At 71.3% G+C, this 22742-nt stretch carries 21 protein-coding genes; 14 read left to right on the top strand and 7 right to left on the bottom strand.

Annotation, left to right across the window (positions count from 1 at the left end):
• The first annotated feature begins 9 nt into the window (after positions 1–9).
• Positions 10–867 (top strand): sterol desaturase family protein, encoded by an 858-nt coding sequence (locus NJ376_RS08180; protein ID WP_252952749.1) that lies wholly within the window; start codon positions 10–12, stop codon positions 865–867.
• 25 nt (positions 868–892) lie between these two features.
• A complete protein-coding gene (gene chrA / locus NJ376_RS08185) occupies positions 893–2161 on the top strand; it encodes a chromate efflux transporter (protein ID WP_252952750.1) in 1269 nt (422 codons plus the stop codon).
• A 25-nt stretch (positions 2162–2186) separates the two neighbouring features.
• On the opposite strand, the gene NJ376_RS08190 is transcribed toward chrA, so the two are convergent.
• Positions 2187–2525, bottom strand: coding sequence for a YnfA family protein (locus NJ376_RS08190; protein WP_456309117.1), 339 nt, complete (start codon positions 2523–2525; stop codon positions 2187–2189).
• A gap of 81 nt (positions 2526–2606) precedes the next feature.
• On the bottom strand, positions 2607–3053 hold the full coding sequence (locus tag NJ376_RS08195; RefSeq protein WP_252952751.1) for a phosphatase PAP2 family protein: 447 nt from the start codon (positions 3051–3053) through the stop codon (positions 2607–2609).
• A 404-nt stretch (positions 3054–3457) separates the two neighbouring features.
• Between NJ376_RS08195 and NJ376_RS08200 the strand changes: the two genes are divergently transcribed.
• From NJ376_RS08200 to NJ376_RS08210, 3 genes are read left to right on the top strand one after another with little or no spacing between them, the layout of a single operon-like run.
• The gene (locus tag NJ376_RS08200) at positions 3458–4039 is read left to right on the top strand and encodes a hypothetical protein (protein ID WP_252952752.1); all 582 of its coding nucleotides are present in this window, start codon (positions 3458–3460) and stop codon (positions 4037–4039) included.
• Positions 4039–5232, top strand: coding sequence for a putative sulfate/molybdate transporter (locus tag NJ376_RS08205; RefSeq protein WP_252952753.1), 1194 nt, complete (start codon positions 4039–4041; stop codon positions 5230–5232). Before NJ376_RS08200 ends, NJ376_RS08205 begins: the two co-directional genes overlap by 1 nt.
• A 35-nt stretch (positions 5233–5267) precedes the next feature.
• Positions 5268–5921: a hypothetical protein gene (locus NJ376_RS08210; RefSeq protein WP_252952754.1), complete on the top strand. Its 654-nt coding sequence runs from the start codon at positions 5268–5270 to the stop codon at positions 5919–5921.
• Here the strand turns inward: NJ376_RS08210 and NJ376_RS08215 are convergent.
• From NJ376_RS08215 to NJ376_RS29230, 4 genes are all read right to left on the bottom strand, one after another.
• Positions 5899–6306 (bottom strand): hypothetical protein, encoded by a 408-nt coding sequence (locus NJ376_RS08215; RefSeq protein ID WP_252952755.1) that lies wholly within the window; start codon positions 6304–6306, stop codon positions 5899–5901. The two genes, NJ376_RS08210 and NJ376_RS08215, sit on opposite strands and share 23 nt — an antisense overlap.
• A gap of 619 nt (positions 6307–6925) precedes the next feature.
• Positions 6926–7243, bottom strand: coding sequence for a hypothetical protein (locus tag NJ376_RS08220; RefSeq protein WP_252952756.1), 318 nt, complete (start codon positions 7241–7243; stop codon positions 6926–6928).
• A gap of 19 nt (positions 7244–7262) precedes the next feature.
• Positions 7263–7418, bottom strand: a complete 156-nt coding sequence (locus NJ376_RS08225; protein WP_252952757.1) for a hypothetical protein — start codon at positions 7416–7418, stop codon at positions 7263–7265.
• 493 nt (positions 7419–7911) lie between these two features.
• Complete coding sequence (locus tag NJ376_RS29230; protein WP_252952758.1) at positions 7912–8922, bottom strand: TauD/TfdA family dioxygenase; 1011 nt, start codon at positions 8920–8922, stop codon at positions 7912–7914.
• Between the two features lie 155 nt (positions 8923–9077).
• Between NJ376_RS29230 and NJ376_RS08235 the strand changes: the two genes are divergently transcribed.
• From NJ376_RS08235 to NJ376_RS08270, 9 genes are all read left to right on the top strand, one after another.
• Complete coding sequence (locus NJ376_RS08235) at positions 9078–10160, top strand: hypothetical protein (RefSeq protein ID WP_252952759.1); 1083 nt, start codon at positions 9078–9080, stop codon at positions 10158–10160.
• A gap of 15 nt (positions 10161–10175) precedes the next feature.
• Positions 10176–13577 carry an ATP-dependent helicase gene (locus NJ376_RS08240; RefSeq protein ID WP_252952760.1) on the top strand — a complete coding sequence of 1134 codons (3402 nt, stop codon included), beginning with the start codon at positions 10176–10178 and terminating at the stop codon, positions 13575–13577.
• A 536-nt stretch (positions 13578–14113) separates the two neighbouring features.
• Positions 14114–14476, top strand: coding sequence for a hypothetical protein (locus NJ376_RS08245; RefSeq protein WP_252952761.1), 363 nt, complete (start codon positions 14114–14116; stop codon positions 14474–14476).
• Positions 14477–14653: 177 nt separating this feature from the next.
• Entirely contained in the window at positions 14654–15061 is a 408-nt protein-coding gene (locus NJ376_RS08250; protein ID WP_252952762.1) for a FixH family protein, read from the top strand.
• A gap of 175 nt (positions 15062–15236) precedes the next feature.
• Complete coding sequence (locus NJ376_RS08255; RefSeq protein WP_252952763.1) at positions 15237–16385, top strand: TolC family protein; 1149 nt, start codon at positions 15237–15239, stop codon at positions 16383–16385.
• Entirely contained in the window at positions 16382–17833 is a 1452-nt protein-coding gene (locus tag NJ376_RS08260; RefSeq protein WP_252952764.1) for an efflux RND transporter periplasmic adaptor subunit, read from the top strand. Before NJ376_RS08255 ends, NJ376_RS08260 begins: the two co-directional genes overlap by 4 nt.
• A complete protein-coding gene (locus NJ376_RS08265) occupies positions 17830–20982 on the top strand; it encodes an efflux RND transporter permease subunit (protein ID WP_252952765.1) in 3153 nt (1050 codons plus the stop codon). Before NJ376_RS08260 ends, NJ376_RS08265 begins: the two co-directional genes overlap by 4 nt.
• Positions 20983–21026: 44 nt before the next feature.
• Positions 21027–21155: a hypothetical protein gene (locus tag NJ376_RS28690; protein ID WP_256476222.1), complete on the top strand. Its 129-nt coding sequence runs from the start codon at positions 21027–21029 to the stop codon at positions 21153–21155.
• 488 nt (positions 21156–21643) lie between these two features.
• Complete coding sequence (locus NJ376_RS08270; RefSeq protein ID WP_252952766.1) at positions 21644–21859, top strand: hypothetical protein; 216 nt, start codon at positions 21644–21646, stop codon at positions 21857–21859.
• A gap of 129 nt (positions 21860–21988) precedes the next feature.
• On the opposite strand, the gene NJ376_RS08275 is transcribed toward NJ376_RS08270, so the two are convergent.
• The gene (locus NJ376_RS08275; RefSeq protein ID WP_252952767.1) at positions 21989–22333 is read right to left on the bottom strand and encodes a hypothetical protein; all 345 of its coding nucleotides are present in this window, start codon (positions 22331–22333) and stop codon (positions 21989–21991) included.
• Positions 22334–22742 lie beyond the last annotated feature (409 nt).

Consider the following 22742-nt stretch of genomic DNA (forward strand, 5'->3'; position numbering starts at 1 on the left):
GCGGAAGCCATGGCAGAGGCAACCAGCCCCTTCGTCCACGAGCCGGTGGTCCGGCTCGGAGCCTTCGTCGGGGTCTTCGTGCTGATGGCCCTCTGGGAAACGCTCGCGCCCCGGCGCCCCCAAGCCGTCGACCGCCGGTGGCGCTGGCCGAACAACCTTGGCGTCGTGGTCGTGGACACGCTCGCGGTGCGCGTCCTCTTCCCGGCGGGTGCCGTGGGCATGGCGATGCTCGCGCAGGCCAAGGGCTGGGGCGTGCTGAACGTCCTACAGGCGCCTGGCTGGGTCGCCGTGCCCGTCTCGGTGCTCCTGCTCGACCTCGCCATCTACGCCCAGCACGTCGCCTTCCACCACGTGCCGGTGCTCTGGCGGTTGCACCGGATGCACCACGCCGATCTCGAGTTCGACGTCACCACGGGCGTTCGCTTCCACCCCGTCGAGATCACGCTCTCCATGCTCATCAAGGCGGCGGTGGTTGTCGCGCTCGGCGCGCCGCCGCTTGCGGTGCTCGTCTTCGAGGTGCTGCTGAACGCCACTTCCATGTTCAATCACGGCAACGTCCGCCTACCCGTGTGGATGGACCGCATCCTGCGCTGGCTGGTGGTCACGCCGGAGATGCACCGCGTCCACCATTCCATCCTGCGCCGGGAGACCGACAGCAACTTCGGCTTCAACCTGCCCTGGTGGGCTCGGCTGTTCGACACCTACCGCACCCAGCCCGAGGTGGGCCACCTGGGCATGACCATCGGCATCGACCGGTTCCGCGACCCGCGCGAGCTGCGGCTCGACCGCATGCTGATGCAGCCGCTCCGAGGCGATGGTCCCGACCCGCGCTCCGCAGCCGCCAAGGGCAACCGCACGCACGTATGATACTCGGGCCAGGACAGGAGGATTGATGGCGGACGAAGCCGAAGCGGTTGGCGCGCCCCCCGGCACAGCGGACGATGCCGACACCAGGGCCGCCGCCCCCACCGCTGGCGCGGCCGCGCCCGGAGAGGTCCTCCGCGCCTTCCTCAAGCTCGGGCTGACCTCCTTCGGCGGGCCGATCGCGCATCTCGGCTACTTCCGCGACGAGCTGGTGCTGCGCCGCCGCTGGATCGACGAGGCGGGCTACGCCGACCTCGTGGCACTGTGCCAGTTCCTGCCCGGCCCTGCGTCGAGCCAGGTCGGCTTCGCGCTCGGCGTCCTGCGCGGCGGCGGGCTGCTCGGCGGGCTCGCGGCCTGGACGGCGTTCACCCTGCCCTCGGCACTGCTGCTCCTCGCCTTCGCCTACGGCGCGGCGGCCTTCTCGGGGCCGCTTGGCGAGGGCCTGCTCCACGGCCTCAAGCTGGTCGCGGTGGCCGTCGTGGCGCAGGCGGTGTGGGGCATGGCGTGGTCCCTCGCACCCGACCGGGAGCGGGCCTCCATCGCGCTCGGGGCGGTGCTCCTCGCGGTGTTCGCGGGCGGCTCGCTCGGCCAGGTCGGCGCCATCCTGCTCGGCGGTCTTGCGGGCCTCGTCCTGTGCCGCGGGGCACCAGCCAGCACGGTGGGACACCTCGCCTTCCCGGTGACACGCGGGATGGGCGGGGTGGCCTTGGCCCTGTTCGCCACCTTCTTCATCCTGTCACCGATCCTGTCGGGCGCGGCGGGCTCGCAGGCGATGGCGCTCTTCGACGCCTTCTACCGCTCGGGCGCGCTCGTCTTCGGTGGCGGGCACGTGGTGCTGCCGCTACTGCGGGCCGAGGTCGTGGACCCGGGCTGGGTGAGCGCGGATGCCTTCCTCGCCGGGTACGGCGCGGCCCAGGCGGTGCCGGGCCCGCTCTTCACCTTCGCGGCCTACCTCGGCGCGGTCATGGGCCCGGCACCGAACGGCGTGCTCGGTGCTGCCATCGCGCTCGTCGCGGTCTTCCTCCCCGGCATCCTGCTGGTCTACGGCGCCCTGCCGTTCTGGGATGCATTCCGCACGCGCCCGCTCGCACAGTCGGCCATGCGCGGCACCAATGCCGCCGTGGTCGGCATCCTCGGCGCCGCGCTCTACGACCCGGTCTGGACGAGCGCGGTGCTTGGCCCGCGCGACTTTGCGGTCGCCCTGGTCGGCTTCGTGCTGCTGACGGTTTGGAAGGCACCGCCCTGGATCGTCGTCCTGCTGATGGCCGCGGGCGGCATCCTGCTCGCCGCCGCATGACGCCGGGACCGACGGGGGCGCCCGGTCAGGCCGGGCGCGGCGCCCAGAGTATGAGCGCCGCGCCCGCGAGGCAGATGGCGACCCCCGCCAGGTCCCAGCGGTCCGGCTGGCGCCCCTCGACGGCCCAGAGCCAGAACAGCGAGGCGGCGATGTAGACCCCGCCGTAGGCGGCGTAGGTGCGCCCGGCGGCGTCGCTGTCCACCAGGGTCAGCAGGTAGGCGAAGGCGGCCAGCGACAGCATGCCGGGCACGAGCCACCAGACCGGCTGGTCCAGGCGCCGCCAGGCCCAGTAGGCGAAGCAACCGGCGATTTCGGCGAGCGCGGCGCCGACGTAGACGAGGAAGGTGATCATGGCGGCGCGCATAAACCACCCTGCCCGCTCCGGGGAACCATTCTGGACCCGCCCGATAGCATCGGGCTGCGCGACTAGGCGCGAAGGCGGCCCTCAGACCGTTGGTTTCGCGTGGCCCGTTCCCGTCCTCCGCTCGAACGCAAGCAAGGCACTGATCCAGAGGAACCCAAGGAGACCGGAGAGCAGCACGTCGCTTGGCCAGTGCGCGCCAAGGGCGACGCGGGCGCCGAACCCGACCGGCAGCAGCGCCGCGCAGACGACGAAGAGGAACATCCGCCACACCGCCGGGCCCGCGGTGAGCGCCAGCACAGCGACGAAGCCGACCGTCCCGGGGTAGGCCAGGGCGAAGGTGGAGGGGAACGCAGAGCCGGGCAGATGCCCGATCACCCGCACCAGGTCCGGCGAGGGCCGCGGTTGGAACAGGACCAGGCGCAGCCCTTGTTCCATCGTCCAAACACTGGCATAGCTGACTGCGGCAAGGACCGCCGCAAGCCATCCCCGCAGTGCCCAACCGAACGCCGCGGCGACCAGCACCAGCACGCCGGTCCAGGGCCACTGCGCGCTCGCCGACACCGCCTGCCCATGTTGCGGTCCTCGTCCTTGGCCGCGCCTCGGCCCCGGGCGGCCGCAGAAAGGTCAGCGCTGCGCACGCGAACGGCATGGCGGCCGAGCCCCAAAGACAGCCTGGCAGCCCGGCATACTGCGTCGGCAGCAAAGAGAGTAGCCAAGCGGCTGAAGGGTCCTCAGGCCCCATAGTAATTTCTCTTCGCGCGCACGCGCGATTCAGAACCTGCAAGCCTTTGGAATGCTGAAGAAATTCGGGCATTTCCCCTACAATTCGCGCTGAACCTGCGTCCGAACTTCCCTACAAAACGCGCTTGGAACGACCCGCGGTTGCCTGTGGCATGCTACCCATCCGAGCAGCGCTCCCGGGAGGCACAGCCATGAGGACTGAAGCGGGCTTGGTTGGCGTCCTGGCCCTGATCGCCGCCGTTGGCGCGGCGGCCCCCGCCGAGGCGCAGCATCAGCATCACGGTGGAGCCCAAGGCGAGCAGGCGGTATCTCCCTATGCCGGGATGCAGGCCCGGTCCATCAAGGCCCTCTCGGAGCAGCAGATGGCCGATCTGCGCGCCGGGCGCGGGATGGGCATGGCGCTGGCGGCGGAGTTGAATGGCTATCCTGGGCCGGTTCACGTCCTCGAGTTGGCCGATGCGCTCGGCCTCGCTCCCGAGCAGCGCCGACGCATCCAGGCCCTGCGCGAGGCCATGACTGCCAAGGCCGTCCCGCTGGGCGAGCGCCTGATCGCCGAGGAGGCGGCGCTCGACAGCGAGTTCGCCGCCCGCACGGTGACCCTGGCCTCGCTGGAGGTCGCGACGTCCGCCATCGGCCGCACCCAGGCTGCGCTCCGCGCGGCGCACTTGCGGTACCACCTGGCCACGGTCGAGGTCCTCACGCAGGCGCAGGTGCGCCGCTACGGAGAACTGCGCGGCTACCGGAGCGCTGACGCCCGGCGCCAGGGTGGCTGATGGCGATGCCGGGGCAGGACCTGCGGCAGACGGCAGAGGGAGCCAAAGGCCATGGCCGGGTGTCGTGGCCTGGCGAGCTCGGCGGCGCCTGCGGCGACCTCGGCACCTTCGTGCCGCTGGTCGTCGGGGCCATGACGGTGGCCGGTCTCGCCCCGGCAGGCGTCCTCGTCGGCTTCGGCGTGTTCCTGATGGCGACCGGACTGGCCTTCGGAATTCCTCTCGCCGTCCAGCCGATGAAGGCGGTATCGGCCGTCCTCCTGACCGGCGGCCTCGGCCCCGGGGAACTCGTGGCGACAGGGCTCGTCACCGGCGCGGTGCTGTTGGCGCTCGGCGTCACGGGCGCCATCGGCTGGGTCGCGCGGGCCGTGCCGAAGTCAGTGGCCGCCGGACTCCAGCTTGGCCTGGGTCTCGCAATGGCCTGGCTCGGCTTGAAGCTCATTGTCGAGACGCCTTGGCTGGGCGGCCTGGCGCTTCTGGCCCTGCTCGGCCTGATGCGGCTGCCCCGTGTTCCCGCGGCTCCACTCGCTCTGGTGCTGGCCTTCGGCATCGCCTGGGCGGCGGGCCTGACGCAGCCGCCCGCGTTGCCCGCATTCTCCTTCGCGTTCCCGTCATTCCACCTGCCTGGAAGCTGGGGCGAGGTCTGGCGGGGCATCCTGTCCGGCGTCATGCCGCAACTGCCGCTGACCCTGACCAACGCCGTCATCCTGACGGCCCTCCTCGCGCGCGAGCTTTACCCGGACCATTCCCAGCGCATCACCGAGCAGCGACTGGCGGTTGGCACCGGGCTGGCGAACCTGCTGTTGGCGCCGCTCGGGGCCATGCCGATGTGCCTCGGCGCGGGCGGCCTGCAAGCACAGCATCGCTTCGGCGCCCGCACCGGCGCGGCGCCGGTCCTGCTCGGGGTCGTGCTGCTCGTCCTCGGGCTTTGCTTCGCGGAGGGCGCGGCCGCGCTGTTCGCCGCCGTCCCGGCCGGGGCCATCGGCGCGCTGCTGCTCGTGGCCGGGTCCGACTTGGCCCTGTCGCGGCGCCTGTTTGATGCCCGGCCGGACTGCTGGCCCGCCATCGGCGTCGCGGCCGCGCTGACGGTGCTGGTCAACCCGGCGGCCGGGCTGGCCGCGGGCTGTACCATCGAGGCGGGCCGCAGCGCAGCGAAGCGGTTGCTCAGCCGCAACATGGGACGCGTGCCCCGGTAGCCGCGCGGCGGGGCCTGGATCAGGCGCCAGGCGGTGTGCTGTCTCTCCCAAAAGCGGGCGAGTGCCGCGGCCAGGCCCTCGGCGATGCGCCGGGGCCGCTCGCCAAGGCCGCGCAGCAGGGCCCGCTCCGGCCCACGCGGGTCCACCTCGACGATCTTCGTGCCCCGCGCCACGGGCACGCCATCGCGGGTCAGGCCGCGCAGGATCCCGTCGAGAGGCGCGGCGACCGGCACCTCGCCGACATGGCCCACGACCTGCCTGGCATTGACCGGCTCGCCAATGCTCAAGTTGGTGCGCCAGACACCCGCGACCGGCGTGTAGGCCAGGCGCTCGCGGCCGATGCCGTCGATGGCGCGGGGCTCGCCTGCCAGGGGCAGCGTCGGCCCGCCCTCGACCACGGCACCGAGCCGTTCGCCCCAGGCTGTCTCAACGGCGAGGTCGACATTGCCGCCCGCGACGAAGCCCGGTCTCAAGCCGAGGACGAGACGGGCCAGTCCGCGCTGCGGCTCCGGTGCGGCCCACTTGTGCATGCGGGCGTCGATCAGGACGTCCCACGACGCCGCGGCGAGATACGGCGCTGCCGGGCCGGTCGCCACGGGGATGAAAGCGCGGCGCCGCCTTTCACGCCGCCAGCTAAAGATGGGGGCTCTCGCCCCCACGCCGCCGTCAGCCCGGCAGCAGGTCGATGATCCGCATCACCGCGACGGTGCTGCCGTTGTTCTTCGTCCCCTCCGTCGTGTTGCCCTTGGCACAGGCCCAGACGTCGCCCTTGCGGACGGTGAAGTGGTTGTCGTTCTGCCGGACCGCAAGCTCGCCCTCGGTCATGTGGCAGAGCATGTCGTTCATCATCATGTTGTCAGGCGTAGCCGCCCCGGGCTGGATGACGATGTCGCGCATCCGCAACCGCTTGTAGGCCGGGAGCACGGACTCCCGCTCGCCGAGGTCCACCTGCCGGACCCCGGGACCGACCTCGCGGCCCTCGGTGCGCGTCTGCGCTCCGGCAGATTGTGGGACGGCGAACGCAGCCGCTGCCAGGCCCAGCGCGAAGGCGGACCTCCGGTCCATATCGCTCATGGGGTCCTCCCTGTGGCCGGGACGCCGGACGCCGGTGCCCCGGTGGGGTGATTCGAGACCCGCACTGGGAGGCTGTCAAAGGAATCCGGAGTGCTCGGCTCCGAGCCGCAGCGGGGGCCGCGGGCACCGCAACCGGCGTGTGGTATCACTCCCGAACCGCCTCCCGGGACCGCCATGCGAAACCACCTCGCCATCCTCCTGGCTACCGCTATCGCCACAGCACCCGCCACAGCCCAGCACCACCACAGCGGTCAGGGCCAGCCAGCCTTGTCCCCCTATGCCGGGACGCAGACGCGCCCGGTGAAGGCCCTTTCCGACCGGCAGCTGGCCGACCTGCGCGCCGGGCGCGGCATGGGCATGGCGCTCCCTGCGGTGTGAAAAAGCGGCGAATCAGGCCCCCTCCCGAAAGCGCCGCAAGGGGCTGATTGCAATACCTGAACTGGCGAACAGGTGGGGTCCCGCTCGACGCCGATCGGGGCCCTACCCTTCCGCTTCTTTTCTGCGCCTCATCAATGCGGTAGGCTGGACTCCGGTGGAGTTCCGGATCGGCGCTTATTCACAGCGGGCTTCGTGCTCGGACCGGCTCGCGCCTCCGCTGCGCCGTCGTGCCTTCCCTTCTTCAGCCTGAGTTCGGCCCGTCCGAGCCCGGCCGGACTTCGACGATGTTGTGCGTCGCAAGATCGACGGTGACCCGAACCGGCACTGATGCCTCCGAAGCGCGCCGGAGGTCCGCCAGCGCCTCCTCGAATCCGGCCAGATCAGGACGCAGGCGGTGGTACGCCTGGATGTTGCCGAGGAGGACGCTTGCGCTGCCGTCACGCTCGACTCTGAGGACCGACGGGATGGCCACGAAGCGCCTGAGGCAGCGTCCGACGCTCCAGCCGATGAACGTCACCTCCTCAGGTGGCGCCGTCTCAGTCCGCTCGACTTTCGCCATGCCTGAACGCCTCCCGGGCTCACGCGAGCTGCTCCAGGACTGCTCTGGTTTGCGTGAAATCATTGTCGGCAGCGAAGTCGCTCAAGACAAGAGCGCCATCCGACATCACGGCGAAACTTCCTGGCTGGTAGTGGATCCAGGGCTGGAGCGAGACCAGCGCTTCCGGGTCGCCCATTGCTGCCTTCCAGGCGTCAACAGACCCTGGTCCGTCGAGTACCGCGGGGTTCAGAACCCAAGCTTCCAACGAGGCTCCTCCCCTGCGGACCTGGATGCAGGGAGTCACATGCATGGGCCAGAACAGGTGTGGCCCGACGGGGCCCCGGCTCGCCGCCTTCCTCGCCGACGCGATTGCGGCGCCATCGAGATGGTCGAGGTGAGGCATGGCCAAGCCTGGTTGTGAGAGCAAGCTCGCTCTGCCCGGGGTCGCCGGGGTCTTACCGCCCCACGGCATGGACGCGCCCCGTCTGCAGCCTGGAGGCAGCATTCGCCTCAGGGGAGCTGCTCCTTGGTCCGGTTCTGGCCGGAGCAGTCGGTTACGGCTCGGATGGTCACTCCACCCTGGTCCGGTCGCCGGGGTGGAATGCCGCTCTCGCTGCGTGGACCTGCATGAGCCCCCAGCCAAGCGTTCAAACGATCCGGCATTCGCCAGTCCGACAGGTGGCGCCGGTTCAAAGGTGGACGTGAGCGGGCCCACCGGCTTGCGGATTGCCGACTGTGTCGCCCATCCAGCCGTAGGTCCGGAGCAGCCAGCGGGTGGTGCCCCCGACGCCCGAGCCGGGTGCACCACGTCCATGAATGACCTGCCTGTTGTGGATCAGGCAGATGTCGCCGGGCCCTATGGCGACTTCGGCATACAGGTCTGGCAGCGCTTCCTTGAAGCGCTGCAGGGCGGTCTCCGCGGCAGGCGGGGCGCCATGCGACGCGGTGATCTTCCCGTGGCTGAAGCGCATGGACAAGCCGTGGCGGGGCTCCCGGCGGCTCAGCAGCGGGGCGCCGACGCGGATCTGCTCCGTGTCGAAGGTCCCCTGGGGAGCGATGTCGAACCAGGGCCCCTCCATCGCTTCGAGCTCCTGGTCCGTCAGGGCGTCCAGCGCCATTGAAGCGGGGGCGAGCTTTGTCGGCGTCCCCGCAGGGTTGCGCAGCCCAACAAGGACGAGGAAGTCCGGGGCGGGCGAATGGGCCTCGCCGCCCATTGCGAACTCGCTCGGGAACGGGAAGGAGGCGCCGTCCGTGTGCCCGCGCATCGCCTTCGTGGAGCGCTCGGCGAGGCCAGCGCCGACCACTTCCTCAGGCCGCCCAACCAGGTTCACGAAGGCCGCCCCCTTGTTCTCGCAGGCGTAGGAGACGAGCCTCGCCCCGAGGCGCGACATCAGCCCGACCGTGAGCCAGCCGAGCGGCCACCAGGAACGGTCCTGGATCGGTGGGAAATCCAAGGGGGTCGGGGGCAGCCCGGAGAGGTCGATCCCCGTGCGGACGATGAGCCAGGGCTCCAGCCCGTCAGCGAAATGGCCGAGCGGCGTTGCATCGTCAGGTCCGAGAGCAGCGCCTGCTGCGTCGGCGGCCTGCTCCCGCAGCTGAACGGGGCGGATGCAGGGGTCCTCGTCCGGGACCAAGGCCAGCGCGGTGGCCAGGCGTCCGGCATCCAGAACAATCTCTTGAGGGGGTTCGACGCCAGGCACGGTGCGACTCGCAGAATGCGGGTCCTTTCTGCGGCAGCAACGGAAGGATTGCAATATCACCGCATACCGGTGAGATTTACCGTCAGGTGGTGAGATTCGCCACCGGCCACGCGGAGCACCCCGGCCGGAGTGTGGTCAGACGGAGACTGCAGATCATGGTTGGTCATGGCGACGTGGGTCAGGCCCATGAGAAGGAGGGCGCCTCCCGGACCGGAGCGGCGGCCCCCGCCACGCGCACCGAACTGGAGCAGGCGGCGCGCGTGGCCCTTCGGCACGACTTCCACGAGCCTTCGAAGACGCACATCGTCTGGTGCCCGGGCATCGGCCGGGGTGCCGCCAAAGGCTTCGGTGACGCGGCGGACGAGGCGCTCCGCATGTTCCGTCGCCGCCTGAAGGAGCTCCTGGACACGGCCGCGCCGTCCGATCTGGAGCGTTGGCGCCACAACCTCGCCCAGGATCAGGCGGAGCGCCTGCGAGAGGCGCTGGTCCGCTCGCTGGCCGCCCGCGAGCGTGTGGGCGAGTACAGTCTCGGGCTCGACCCCTCCCAAACCGCGTTGCTCGCCGGTGAGCCCGGAAGCGTGCCGTCCAACGAACGCATCGTCGAGGCGTTGCGCGAAGGGCTGGCCATTCTTCGGGCGGCCGCACGCGACCGGACGCTCGACGAGATGCGGGCGGCGGTCGCGGACCACGAGCGGGCGCTGCGCGAGGGCCGCCGTGACCGCGGTGACGCGCCCGTCTACCGAACGGTCCGCATGGACGCCGAGACACATGCGAGGCTGCAGCTCCAGGCGCACGAGATCGGCGTGAAGCTCCAGGAGCTCTGCCGCCACCTGCTCGGGCTCCACCTCCACCTGCACGGCCTCGCCCCCGCGGAGGGGGATGTCGGGACCACGTCCGCAGCGGCGCCCTCGGATCCGTTCGCGAATCTCGACAGGGCGGCCTTCGCCAAGGTCGCGAAGGCCACGCGCATGCGGAAGGCGGTACTCGCGGCCATTCGGGACGGGCGCGTCGTGAATCTCCCATTGGTTGTCGCCGCGAGGATCGGGGCGGCCATGCCGGTGCCGGTGCCCGCGAACGACGTCGTCGGTCACGCGGCCTCGGGCGCACAACTCCCCCCGGCGATGGCGGCCCGGGCGGTGGGGAAGCCCACGGCGGGCGAGCGCGGCATGACCCTCGAGGAGGTCGCGCGCGACGCGGGGATGTCGGCCGAGGAAATCAAGGAAATGCTGTCCGAATAGCCAGGGCGCGCGGCGATGAACTCCTTCGATGCCGCGCGGCTCGCGGCACGCGCCCTCCGCGATGCGGCGGCCGCGAAGGCTACGGGACCGGGGATCCTCGCTCTCGCTGGGGCGGCGGCCGAGCACCTCGACTTCGAGGTCTCCTGGGTTGACCCTTCCAGTCCGCTCCTCCACGGCACGATGGCCTTCCTCGACGCCCAGGCGGGGACGATTGTCTGCGCCAGGTCGGGCGACGACGGGGAGAGGGCGCTGCTCCTCGCGCACGAGCTCGGGCACGAGGCCGTCCACCGCCTCACCGCAGGTCACGACGCGCTCGCCGCGGCGGGCACCGCCAGATCCGCAGTCCGCTTGTCCGACTACGGTCCCCGTGAACGGCGGGAACTGGAGGCGGAGGTCTTCGCCCGTGAGTTCGCGCTGCCGCGCGCAGAGGCGCGGCACCTCCACATCGACGAGGCGCTGACCGCGGCGGCCATCGAAGCGCGCACCGGCCTGCCGCGCGGCGCAGTCGAGAGGCAGCTCCTCGACTCCCTCCTGCTGCCCGACGTGGCGCCGCCCCCGCCAAGCGGCGGAGCGGCGCCCGGGCTCGACCCGTCGCAGGAGGCCGCGGTGACGCACGGGAGCGGGCCGCTGCTGCTGTCCGCGGGGCCGGGCACCGGCAAGACCCGCACGCTCGTCGCCCGGGTGCGCCACCTCGTCGAGAGGGGTGCCGATCCGGCCTCCGTCCTCGTGCTGACCTTCTCCAACCGCGCGGCCGCCGAGGCGTCGGAACGGATCTGCGCGGCCTTGCCCGATGACGGCCCCAGGGTTTGGGTCGGCACCTTCCACCAGTTCGGGATGGACCTCATCCGCAGGCACGCCGAGCGGCTGGACCTGCCGCGGAGTCCGATCCTGCTCGACCGGGCGGCAGCGGTCGAGGCGCTGGAGGACCTGCTCGCGACGCTCGACCTCGCGCACCACCGGAACCTCTGGGCGCCGGAGAGGCTGCTGAAGGATGTTCTGAGCGCCGTCTCCCGCGCAAAGGACGAGCTGGTCGGGCCGGACCGCTACGAGGAGCTGGCCTCCGCGATGCTCGCGGCGGCCGACGGTGACCCGGCTGGGATCGAGGCCGCGGAGCGGGCGGCGGAGGTCGCCCGCGTGTACCGGGCGTATCAGGACAAGCTCCTGGAACTCGGAGCGGTCGATTTCGGCGACCAGGTGATGCTGCCCGCGCTTCTCCTGGAGGGGGATCCCGCGCTGGCGGCCGAGCTGCGGGGGCGTCACCGCCACGTCCTCGTGGACGAGTACCAGGACGTGAACCGCGCGAGCATCCGCCTCCTGCGGGCGCTCGTCGGCCCGGGCGGGGAGGTCTGGGCCGTCGGCGACGCGCGGCAGGCGATCTACCGCTTCCGAGGCGCCTCCTCCGCCAGCATGTCCCGGTTTGCGGAGGACTTCGGCCCACACGCCCCGCACAGCCTCGGAGTCAACTACCGCTCCTCTGCCGAGGTGGTCCGCACCTTCCTGGATTTCTCCCGCGGGATGACCGGCGCGGAGGGCGCGCCCGAACCGGCCCTGGAGGCCCGTCGGGGAGAGGCTGGCCATGCGCCGGTTCTGACCGAGTGCCCGGACGACGACGCCGAGGTGGCGGCGGTGGTCGCGGCCGTGGCGGAGCTGGCGGGGCGCGGGGTCCGCAACGGCCAGCAGGCGGTCCTGTGCCGCGGGAACGCCCAGGTCGAGGAGATTTCGGGCGCCCTCGAGGCCGCGGGCATCCCGGTGCTCCGCCTCGGGAACGTCTTGGAGCGGGACGAGGTGCGGGATCTCCTCAGCATCCTGAGCCTCGCGGCCGACACGACCGGGGCGGGGCTGCCGCGCGTCGGGTCGCTCCCGCGTTACGGCCTGAGCCTCCAGGATGTCCGGGTCGCCGCCACGGCGCTGGGCTCAGACGAGCGCACCGTGCTGGAGTCGCTCGGGGACCTGTCCGCCCTGACCGGCTTGTCGACTGCCGGTGCGGCCGGTCTCGCCCGCCTGCGCGACGATCTCGCGTGCCACACCCCGTTCTCGTCGCCGTGGACGCTGCTGGCGACGCTGATGATGGACCGCACCCGCTGGCTCGCGGATCTGGCTGCGGGCGGAGGTGTCGAGGCGCAGATGCGTTGCTTGGCCGTCTGGAACCTGATGGAGGCGGTGCGTACCCAACCACCAGGCCGGGCCGGGCCGCCGGTCGCGCGCTTCCTGCGGCGCCTGCGGCGAGTGGCAATGCTCGGAGAGGCGCGCTCGCTCGGCGACGTCCCGGAGGCCGCCCGGAGCCTGGACGCGGTCCACGTCATGACCGTGCACGGCAGCAAGGGTCTCGAGTTCGAGGCGGTGCATCTGCCGGGGCTTCATGAGCGTGGCTTTCCGCTTTCGTACACCGCGCCCGTCTGCCCACCGCCCCACGGACTCGTCGACGCTGCCGTTGAGGCAGCGGCGGCCGGTGCCGAAGCCGAGGAGGAGTGCCTCTTCTTCGTCGCGCTGTCGCGGGCGAAGACGCACCTGCGGCTGTACCGAAGCGGGGCGACCTCCGGGAAGAGGAGGCAGTCCCGCAAGCAATCGCCGTATCTTGCGAGGATCGCCCCTGCATTGACGCTGGCGGCCGCGGCGCCGGTGGCGTCGGTGCCGGGGCCGACCGACGCGCACGTCGTCGTCTCCTGGCCCGCGGGTGGCCCCAGCGTGCGCGCCCACCACATCGAGCAGTTGCGGCGATGCCCGAGGAGGCTCCTCCACACGGTGCTGCTCGGCATCCGGGCCGCCCGGCAGACGGGGCCTTTCGCCATGACCCATGACTGCGTCCAGCGATTGATCGCCCGGCTCGCCAACGGCGAGGGCGCCGTGCCGGGGGATCTCGCGGACTTGGAAGCCGTGTTCGACGGCTTCTGGCTGGAGCATGGGCCCCACGATCACGGCTACGCGGCGCATTACCGTGCTCTCGGCTCGAAGCTGGTGGCAGCCTTGCACGAGCGGCTCGAAGGGCGGGGGCGCCTCGCCCCCGGGTCGCACACTGCCTCTGTCGACGGGGTGCATGTGGTCGTGCGAGCCGACGATACGTCGACCGCGGAGGGCGTACGGGTTCTGCGCCGCATCCGCACCGGCAGCGACCGCTCGGACGACAAGGACATGAGCGAGGTGCTGCTCCACCTCGCTGCCCAGTCCACGTCAGGTGGCGCCCTCGGCCGCGCCGAGGTGGCGAGCCTAACCGATGGGCGCGTGCGATCGGTTGAGTTCACCAACAGGGTGTTGGTGAACCGGACGAAGACCTTGAAGGAGCTCAGTGGTCAGCTGACGGCCGGGCACTTTCCCGTCACACCGAAATCCGACACGTGCCCGCGCTGCCCACACTGGTTCGCCTGCGGCCGCCTTCCGGCCGGGGAACTCGTCCTCGACGGCCTTGGGAAGGCGGCGTGAGCGAGGCGTTCGGGAGGCTCGCGATGCCGTTGGACGTCTCTCGCGCATCGGCAAGGAAAACTGGCGTGGGTCGCCACGCATTTGACAGCTCGCCTGACCGGCCTGCCGCGTTCGCATGCGGTGCCCCGGACTGAAGCGTCCCGGCTCAGCCTGCGCCTCTCCGCCGGACCCGCGGCGGATGCGGTGAAGAAGCGGTCCACCATGTCCCAAAATCCCACGTAAGAAAGGCCGTTCCGAGCTACCTCGACCCAAGAATCGACTTAACGGGGCCGATTTGTCCCGAAATCCAACATAAGGGATGGCGCTGGCCGGGACGGCCTGAGCCAACCTCCTCGGCCAAATCGCGGAGCTCCTGTAGGTAGTAGGAGCCAGCCCAGGAAGCCCGCCTCGTCCAGTGCGTCCGCCTCGAAGATGGCGGAGGGTGACGGCCTGAACTCGGTCGAACCGGAAGCGAGCGGCGGGCCGGGGTTTCGGGCGACTACGCCGATAGCAGGCAGGCCCTTCTAGCCCCCGCCGCGCCGGACTATGCTGCCGCCATGCCCCTCCGCCTCGCCCGGCTGGTCATCGCTGCCATCACGATCGTCGCCTTCCTCGGCGCCGGTCTGGTGCAGAACATGCCGTCCACGCAGGCGGACACGGCGGGCATGGCCATGATGGCCGACCACGGGGACGGCGGCGCGGCGATGCCCTGCCACGACACCCAGACGCCACCGTGCCAAGACAAGGTGCCCGGGTGCATGACCGACCTGGGCTGCATCTTCGTGGTCGGCATCCCCGTGCCGCCCGCGCCCGCCGTCTCGGGCCCGGCCTGGTTCCGGGTGGCCTACTGGCAGTCCGTCCGCCTCGCCGAGGGCCTCTCGCCCGAGCCCTACCTCGGGCCTCCCATCCGTCTCGTCTGAGCCGAGCCGCCCGCGCGCCCTTCGGGGCCGCAGCGGCCTCCCCTGCCCTCTCCGGTGTCTCGACGCACGTGGCCTCAGCGGCTTCGCGGCGCGCCCGGCATCGGGAGAACGGGTTCCTCCAGACGACATAAGCCGCTCGTCGCAAGGCGCGGGCGGCCCACGGAATGGGACACAACGATGCTCTCCAGGCTCCTGCGCGCGGCCGCGCTCGGCACCGGCGCCGCCGTCTCGACCTCCCTCCTCGCCCCCGCCGCCTTCGCCGCGGCCAGCGACTACCGCTTCGAGCTGGCCAGCGCCCGCCCCGCCGGGCCCGGCAAGACCGACGTCACCGTCCGCCTGGTCCACGCCCCGGACAACAAACCGGTGCCGGACGCGGTGATCTTCCAGACCCGGGCCGACATGGCGCCCGCGGGCATGCCGACCATGACCGGCAACGTCGCCCCGCAGGCGGGCCAGCAGCCCGGCACCTACCGGTTCCAGATCGACACCGGCATGGCCGGGGGCTGGGCGCTGACGCTGGCCGCCAAGGTCCAGGGCGAGCCGGAGACCGTGCGCGCCACGGTCACGTTCAACGCGGCGCAATGAGATGCCGCGTCCCGCATGGGGGGCCTCGGCGCCCCCAGGGCGCTCCGGGCGACGGCCCGGTGCCGCCCTCGCGTTCGGTCTGACGCTCGTCCTGCTGGCTGGGTCGGTTTACGGCCAGTCGAGGACGGCGCAGCGGACCCCAGGGGGAGCACTCCCCGGGGTCACGCTGGAGAGCGTGCTCGCTGTCGCCCGCCAACTCAGCCCCGAGCTCGCTGCCCGCGCGCTCGACACCGCCGCGGCCCGGGCGCGCGTCACCGTCGCCGGGGCGTTCCCCGACCCAACCGTGCGGGTGATGTCGGACGACATCGACCGGGAGTCGGGGCCGCGGCCGAACAAGATGGTCTACAGCTTCGAGCAGGACATCCCGCTCTGGGATAGGCGCGACCTGCGGCGCCAGGTCGCCCGGGCCGAGGTCGGCCAGATGACGGCACAGGCCCAGGCGGCCGACGCCGAACTGGTCGAGCGGGTGAAGGTCGCCTTCGCCCGCTACTACACCTCCTACGAAGCCGTGCATCGGACAGAGGACCTGCACCGGGCCATCCACGGCGTCGCCCAGGTCGCCCGCGAGCGCTACGCGCAGGGACGCGGCGAGCAGCAGGAGGTGTTCCGGGCCGAGGTGGAGACCACGCGCGTGGCCACCGAGATCGCGCGCCTCGAGGCGGCCCTCCGGAGCGCCACGGGACAGTTGAATGCGTTGCTCGTCCGCCCGGCCGATGCTCCGCTCGCCCGACCCGAGCGGCTGCGGCCTCTCCCCGAGGCGCGCGGCCTGAACGCTGCCCGGCTGGCCGAGCGCGCCAGGGCGGCCAACCCGGCGCTGGCGGCCGACGCAGCCGCCGTCAGCGGCGCGGAGACCAACCGGCGGCTGACGGACAGGAACTGGTACCCCGACATTACCGTCGGCGCGGCCGCGATCGACCGCTCGGGGTTCGGCCCACCCGGCTACCAGGCCTGGATCGGGATGAAGGTCCCGCTCCAGTGGGGCCTGCGCGAGGCGCAGTCACGCGAGGCCGTGGCCCAGGCCGGGGCGGCGCGCGCCCGGCTGGAGGCACGCGAGCAGCGGATCCGCAGCGACCTGGCCGAGGCCGTCGCCGGATTCGAGGGCAGCCGTCGGACCGCCGACCTCATCCGCCGTCAACTCCTCCCGCAGGCCGAGGCTCTCGTACGCTCCGGGGCGGCCGGATACGGCTTCGGCAGAGTGGACCTCGCCACCGTCCTGCGGGCGCAGCACGATCTCGCCGACTTCCGACTGCAACTCCTCGCCGCCGAGTTCGACGGCCAGCGGCAACTGGCGGCAATCGAGCGCCTGGTCGGGGGTGATCTATGAACCGGCGCCTCCTCGGCGGAGCCTGCCTGCTCGGCATGTCGACCGCTGGCGCGGCTCTCTGGCTGGCCGGTGACTGGCTGCCTGCGTTGACCGCCAGGACGGCCGTGGCACAGCAGGCGCCGTCCCCCGCACGCCAGCCGCTCTACTACCAGGATCCATCGGGCAGGCCCGAGTACTCGGCGGCGCCAAGGAAAGCCGCCGACGGGCGCGACTTCGTCCCAGTCTACGAGGACATCGGCGCGCCGCCTCAGGCCGCGGCGCCCGCCCGGGCGTCCTCCGGTGGGCACGGCCGCATCCTCTACTACCGCAACCCGATGGGCCTGCCCGACACCTCGCCGGTGCCCAAGAAGGACTCGATGGGGATGGACTACATCCCGGTCTACGAGGACGAGGCCAACCAGCCCACGGGCACCGTCACGGTCAGCCCGGAGCGGGTGCAGATGCTCGGGGTCCGAACCGAGGCGGCGGCCGAGCGCACGATGACCCGCTCCATCCGGGCCGTCGGCACCATCGCCGTCGACGAGCGCCGCCTCGCCGTCGTGGCCCCGCGTTTCGAGGGCTGGATCCAGCGGCTGCTCGTCAACGAGACGGGGCAGCCGGTGCGCCGCGGCCAGCCGCTGTTCGAGGTCTACAGCCCCGAGCTCGCGGCCGCCGAGCAGGAGTACGTCATCGCCCGGCAGGCGGAGGGCGCCATGGCGCACGCCGACCCGGCCATGCGCAGCGGCACGGCGGGCATCGCCGCCGCCGCGCTGGCACGCCTGCGCAACTTCGACCTGCCCGCCGAGGAAGTCGTCCGCCTGCGGCGCACCGGCAGGGTCAGCCGCACACTGACGCTGACCGCGCCGATGGACGGCGTGGTCCTGGAGAAGGTCGCCATCCAGGGCATGCGCTTCGCGCCGGGCGATACGCTCTACCGCATCGCCGATCTCTCGACCGTCTGGCTGCTGGCCGACGTCTTCGAGCAGGACCTCGGCCTGGTCGGGCCCGGCCAGGAGGCCAGCATCGCCATAACCGCCTACCCGGACCGGCGGTTCACCGGGAAGGTCACCTTCGTCTACCCGACCCTGAACGCGGCCACCCGCACGGCCAAGGTGCGCATCGAGATCCCCAACCCGGAGCAACTCCTCAAGCCGGACATGTACGCGACCGTGGAAGTCGCGGCGCCGCTCGGCTCCACGCCGGTGGTCGCCGTGCCGGACTCCGCGGTGCTCGACAGCGGCACGCGCCAGGTCGTCCTCGTGGAGCGCGCCCCGGGCCGCTACGAGCCGCGCCCGGTGGCGACCGGGCGCCGGGCCGACGGCCAGGTCGAGATCCGCCAAGGCATCAGGGCGGGCGAGCGGGTCGTGGTCGGCGCCAACTTCCTCATCGACGCCGAGAGCAACCTGCGGGCCGCGCTCCAGCCCTTCGCGGCGCCTCCGACGCCCACGCAGGAGGGCCAGCGGCCATGATCGCCCGCGTCATCCGCTGGTCGGCGGCCAACCCCTTCCTGGTGCTGCTCGCCACGCTGTTCCTGGTCGGCGCCGGGGTCTGGGCGGTCCGCAACACGCCGCTCGACGCCATCCCGGACCTCTCCGACGTCCAGGTCATCGTCTACACGGAATACCCCGGGCAGGCGCCGCAGGTGGTCGAAGACCAGGTCACCTATCCGCTGACCACGGCGCTGCTGACGGTGCCGCGGTCGAAGACGGTGCGCGGCTTCTCCTTCTTCGGCTCGTCCTTCGTCTACGTGGTGTTCGAGGACGGCACCGACCTCTACTGGGCCCGCAGCCGGGTGCTCGAGTACCTGAGCCAGGCCGCGCGGCGCCTCCCTGCGGGCGTGACGCCCTCGCTCGGCCCTGACGCCACCGGCGTCGGCTGGGTCTACCAGTACGTCGTCACCGGGGCGCAGCGCACGCTGGCAGAACTCCGCAGCGTCCAGGACTGGTTCCTGCGCTACCAACTCGCCCGGGCCGAGGGCGTGGCCGAGGTGGCCAGCGTCGGCGGCTTCGTCCAGCAGTACCAGGTTGTCGTCGACCCGCAGCGGCTCCAGGCGTACCGCATCCCGCTCTCGCGCGTGACCGAGGCCATCCGCGCGAGCAACCGCGACGTCGGCGGCCGCTCGGTCGAGATGTCGGAAACCGAGTACCTCGTCCGCGGGAGGGGCTACCTCCGGGGCATCTCGGACATCGAGCAGATCGTCCTGACGATGCAGAACGGCGTCCCCGTGCTGCTGCGGGACGTCGCCCGGGTCGAGCTCGGCCCCGAGGAGCGGCGCGGCATCGCCGAGCTGAACGGCGAGGGCGAGGTGGTCAGCGGCATCGTCCTCCAGCGCGAGGGCCAGAACGCCCTGAGCGTCATCGAGAGCGTCAAGCGGCGGCTGGCGGAGGTCGCGGCCAGCCTCCCCGAGGGGGTGACCGTCTCCTCGGTCTACGACCGCTCGGACCTGATTGGGCGCGCCATCGAGACCCTGAAGCACACGCTCGTGGAGGAGAGCGTCATCGTCGCGCTGGTCTGCGTGGTGTTCCTGCTGCACGTCCGCAGCGCCCTGGTGGCCATCCTGATGCTGCCGGTCGGTGTCCTCATCGCCATGGCCCTGCTGCACCTGCTGGGGCTGAGCTCGAACATCATGAGCCTGGGCGGCATCGCCATCGCGCTCGGCGCCATGGTGGACGCCGCCATCGTCATGATCGAGAACGCCCACAAGCGCCTGGAGCACGCGGCGCCGGGGATGTCGCGGGTGCAGGTGATCACGGAGGCCGCCGTCGAGGTCGGCCCGGCGCTGTTCTTCAGCCTCGCCGTCATCACCGTCTCCTTTCTCCCGGTGTTCACCCTCGAGGACCAGGAGGGCCGGATGTTCCGGCCCCTCGCCTTCACCAAGACCTTCGCCATGGCGGCGGGCGCGCTGCTGTCGGTGACCCTGGTGCCGGTGCTGATGGTGCTGTTCATCCGCGGCCGGATCCTGCCCGAGCGCCGCAACCCGGTGAACCGGCTGCTGATCTGGCTCTACCGCCCCCTCATCGCCTTCGTCCTCCGGGCCAAGACCCTGACCATCCTGCTGGCGCTCCTCGCGGTCGGCGCGACCGCCTGGCCGCTGGCGCGGCTCGGCAGCGAGTTCATGCCGACCCTGAACGAGGGGACGCTGATGTACATGCCGGTCAGCCTGCCCGGCCTGTCCGTCACCAAGGCGGCCGAGCTGCTGCAGACCCAGAACCGGGTCATCCGGAGCTTCCCCGAGGTGGCGAGCGTCTACGGCAAGGCCGGGCGGGCGGCGACCGCGACCGACCCGGCGCCAACCGAGATGTTCGAGACCATCATCAACCTCAAGCCGGAGGCCGAGTGGCGCCCCGGCGTCACCGTCGATTCCCTGGTCGCCGAAATGGACGCGGCGCTGCGGATGCCGGGGGTCAGCAACGCCTGGACGATGCCGATCAAGGCCCGCATCGACATGCTCTCGACCGGCATCCGCACCCCGGTAGGGGTCAAGGTCTACGGCCCCGACCTCGCGGGCATCGACCGGCTGTCGCGCGAGGTCGAGGCGGCGGTGCGAAGCGTGCCTGGCACGACCAGCGCCTTCGCCGAGCGGGTCGAGGGCGGCTACTACCTGGAGATCGAGCCCGACCGGGCGGCGCTGGCCCGGTACGGGCTGACCGTCGGCGACCTCCAGGAGACCATCGCCACCGCCCTCGGCGGCGAGCCGGTCACCACCACGGTCGAGGGCCGCGCCCGCTACACGGTCAACGTCCGCTACCCGCGCGGCCTGCGCAGCGACCCGCAAGGAATCGCTGATCAGGTGCTGGTCCAGGGCATGCAGGGCGCCGCCATTCCGCTGGGACAGCTGGCGGTGGTCCAGCTGCGGCGAGGCCCGCCGACCATCCGGACCGAGAACGCGCAGCTGGTGAACTATGTCTATGTTGACATGCACGGCCGCGACGTGGGCGGCTACGTCGCGGACGCGCAGCGTGCCGTGGCGGAGAAGGTGCGGATGCCGCCCGGCTACCACGTCGAGTGGAGCGGCCAGTTCGAGTACATGCGGCGCGCCAAGGCGAAGCTGGCCGTCGTCGTGCCGGTCACGCTGCTCGTCATCTTCGTGCTGCTCTACCTGAACTTCGGACGGCTGACCGAGACGCTCATCGTCATGCTCTCGGTGCCCTTCGCGCTCGTGGGCGGCGTCTGGCTGATGCACCTGATGTACTTCAACCTCTCCGTCGCCGCGGCGGTCGGCTTCATCGCGCTGGCCGGGGTCGCCGCGGAGACCGGGGTCATCATGCTGATCTACCTCGACCACGCGCTCGACACGGTGCGCGTGCGGTGCCGCGCCGAGGGGCGGCCGCTGACCCGGGAGGACCTGCGCCACGCCATCATGGAGGGCGCGGTCGAGCGGGTACGGCCGAAGATGATGACCGTCACCGCCATCATGGCGGGGCTGCTGCCGATCCTCTGGAGCACCGGCACCGGCTCGGAGCTCATGCAGCGCATCGCCGTGCCGATGGTCGGCGGGATGGTGTCCTCGACGGTGCTGACCCTCCTGGTCATCCCGGCCATCTACGGCCTGGTCAAGGGTTGGCGCCTGCCGAGGGCGGAGGCGGCGCGGGAGAAGGCGTTCGCCGTGGCGGAGTGAGGGCAGGAAGAAGCGGCGAACTCAAAACCAAGGAGACCCAAGGCATGATGCACGACGGCGGCATGACGGGCGGGATGATGTGGGGCATGGGGCTGGTTTGGCTCCTCGTCATCATCCTCCTGGTCCTAGGCATCGCGGCGCTCCTGAAATACCTCTTCTGGCGCGGCCGCTGAGGCCAGCGCTTGCCATGCAGCATGGGGAGCCTGCGCCCGTCCGCCAGCGGGCCGGGCGCGTCGTCGCGGGGCGCGTACTAGGGCCTTGCACCGTCCCCTCGCCCGCGCCTTCTGATGGCGGGGAACTGGCCGAGGGGCGCGCTTCCGATTGGCCGAGATTTGGAGGAGTGCCCAACCGCTTCTGTCGCCCAGGCATCAGAAGCCCGCGGGAGGGTTGAGCATGCGCCGGGGGCATACCAAGCCTCGGCGATCGGAGGGAGAGTGAACTCGGTGGCAATCCGCAGAGTCTTGCTTGGTCAGGAGGAGTTCTCGTGAACTTGCGGCGCTCGACGACGCCGCGTGGATTTGTTCGGCCCCGATGGGATCGGCGTGAAGGTGCCACTTGGGAGGGCACTCTTCCTCGAAATCGGCTCCGGATGGTCGGGGGAGCTTGATCTGGAGGATCCGCAGTCAACCTCTGCTGCGGAAAGTTACATCGGCGGCGGCACGTGAGCGAAAAGGTCACCACGGACGACAGGCCCCTGCATCCCGGCCACCACTGGGGACCGTTCGCTTCCGATCCGTGGAGTCCCGACCTCGACCTCGTCACCGGCGAGGCGTGGGAGGCCCTGGTCGAGCAGGCGAGGCGCATACGGCTGAACCGCGAGCACGCCGAGCGCGTCACGGTGGCGGAGCGCCACGAGTCCCTCCCGATGCCGAAGTGATCCTCGGGCGCCGTCCCGGAGTCCGCCCCAGGGCATCCGCGCCTTGAGGGCGCCCGCCGCCTCGGCCCCCACTTACGGCCCCTCTCGATGCGCAGTGGCGCTTGCTACCGAATAGCGGAGGACTGCCCCCTAGACCCAGTCCTCAACTCGGGTGGGGCACCACCAGACCATGCGGCTGGTCTCGACGCGGTTGAATGGATGATCCATCACCTTGAGGCTTTCCCAGCCGTCGATCGCCGCCCGCGCCCGTGCGGCCGCTAGCCTGGGTTCCAGTTCGCGCAGGAATTCGACGACATCCGGCCTGATGCAGTCGCCCAGGAGTTCCCGCCGCCAGCCCAGGAGAACTTCGACTCCACCCCAGTTCCCGCTTCCTGCCAGGAGCCTGAGATTCCGGATCGTCCGATCCACCGGATCGTCTTCCCTCGTCACGGCAGCGACGGCATCATCGCCCACCGGGTCTGCGCATTCCGCCATGGGTTCCTCGCCACACTCGGGACGAGTTCCGCATGCGCCACCGCAAGCGACAATGCCCATCCGCAGCTTCCATCGCTGGCCCGGCGCTGATGGCGCCTTCGGTAAACCCTGATGACCCTGCCGTGTGGGAGGGCCGCCTCAGTCACTTCACCGGCAAGGAGGCGGGAGTGCTGACGACAAGGTGCCGCCCCCCCGACTCGCGCTGCCCCGCTTACGAGGGGGCGTCGGCACCAACCAATTGCGCGCGGCGGCCCGCTCGGGATGCCTGCGGCGCATTGAGACCGCGAGAATGTGGCATTCGCCCCGCGCAGCCGCCGGTCCAGTCCTCCTGACTGTCACTGCGCCTGCCGCTCACCGAGGCAGCGGCACCGGGGTCAAAGTCGCTCGCGGTGGCTGAGTGACCCCTGGC

The sequence above is a fragment of the Siccirubricoccus soli genome, assembly GCF_024178315.1.
Lineage (GTDB): Bacteria > Pseudomonadota > Alphaproteobacteria > Acetobacterales > Acetobacteraceae > Siccirubricoccus > Siccirubricoccus soli.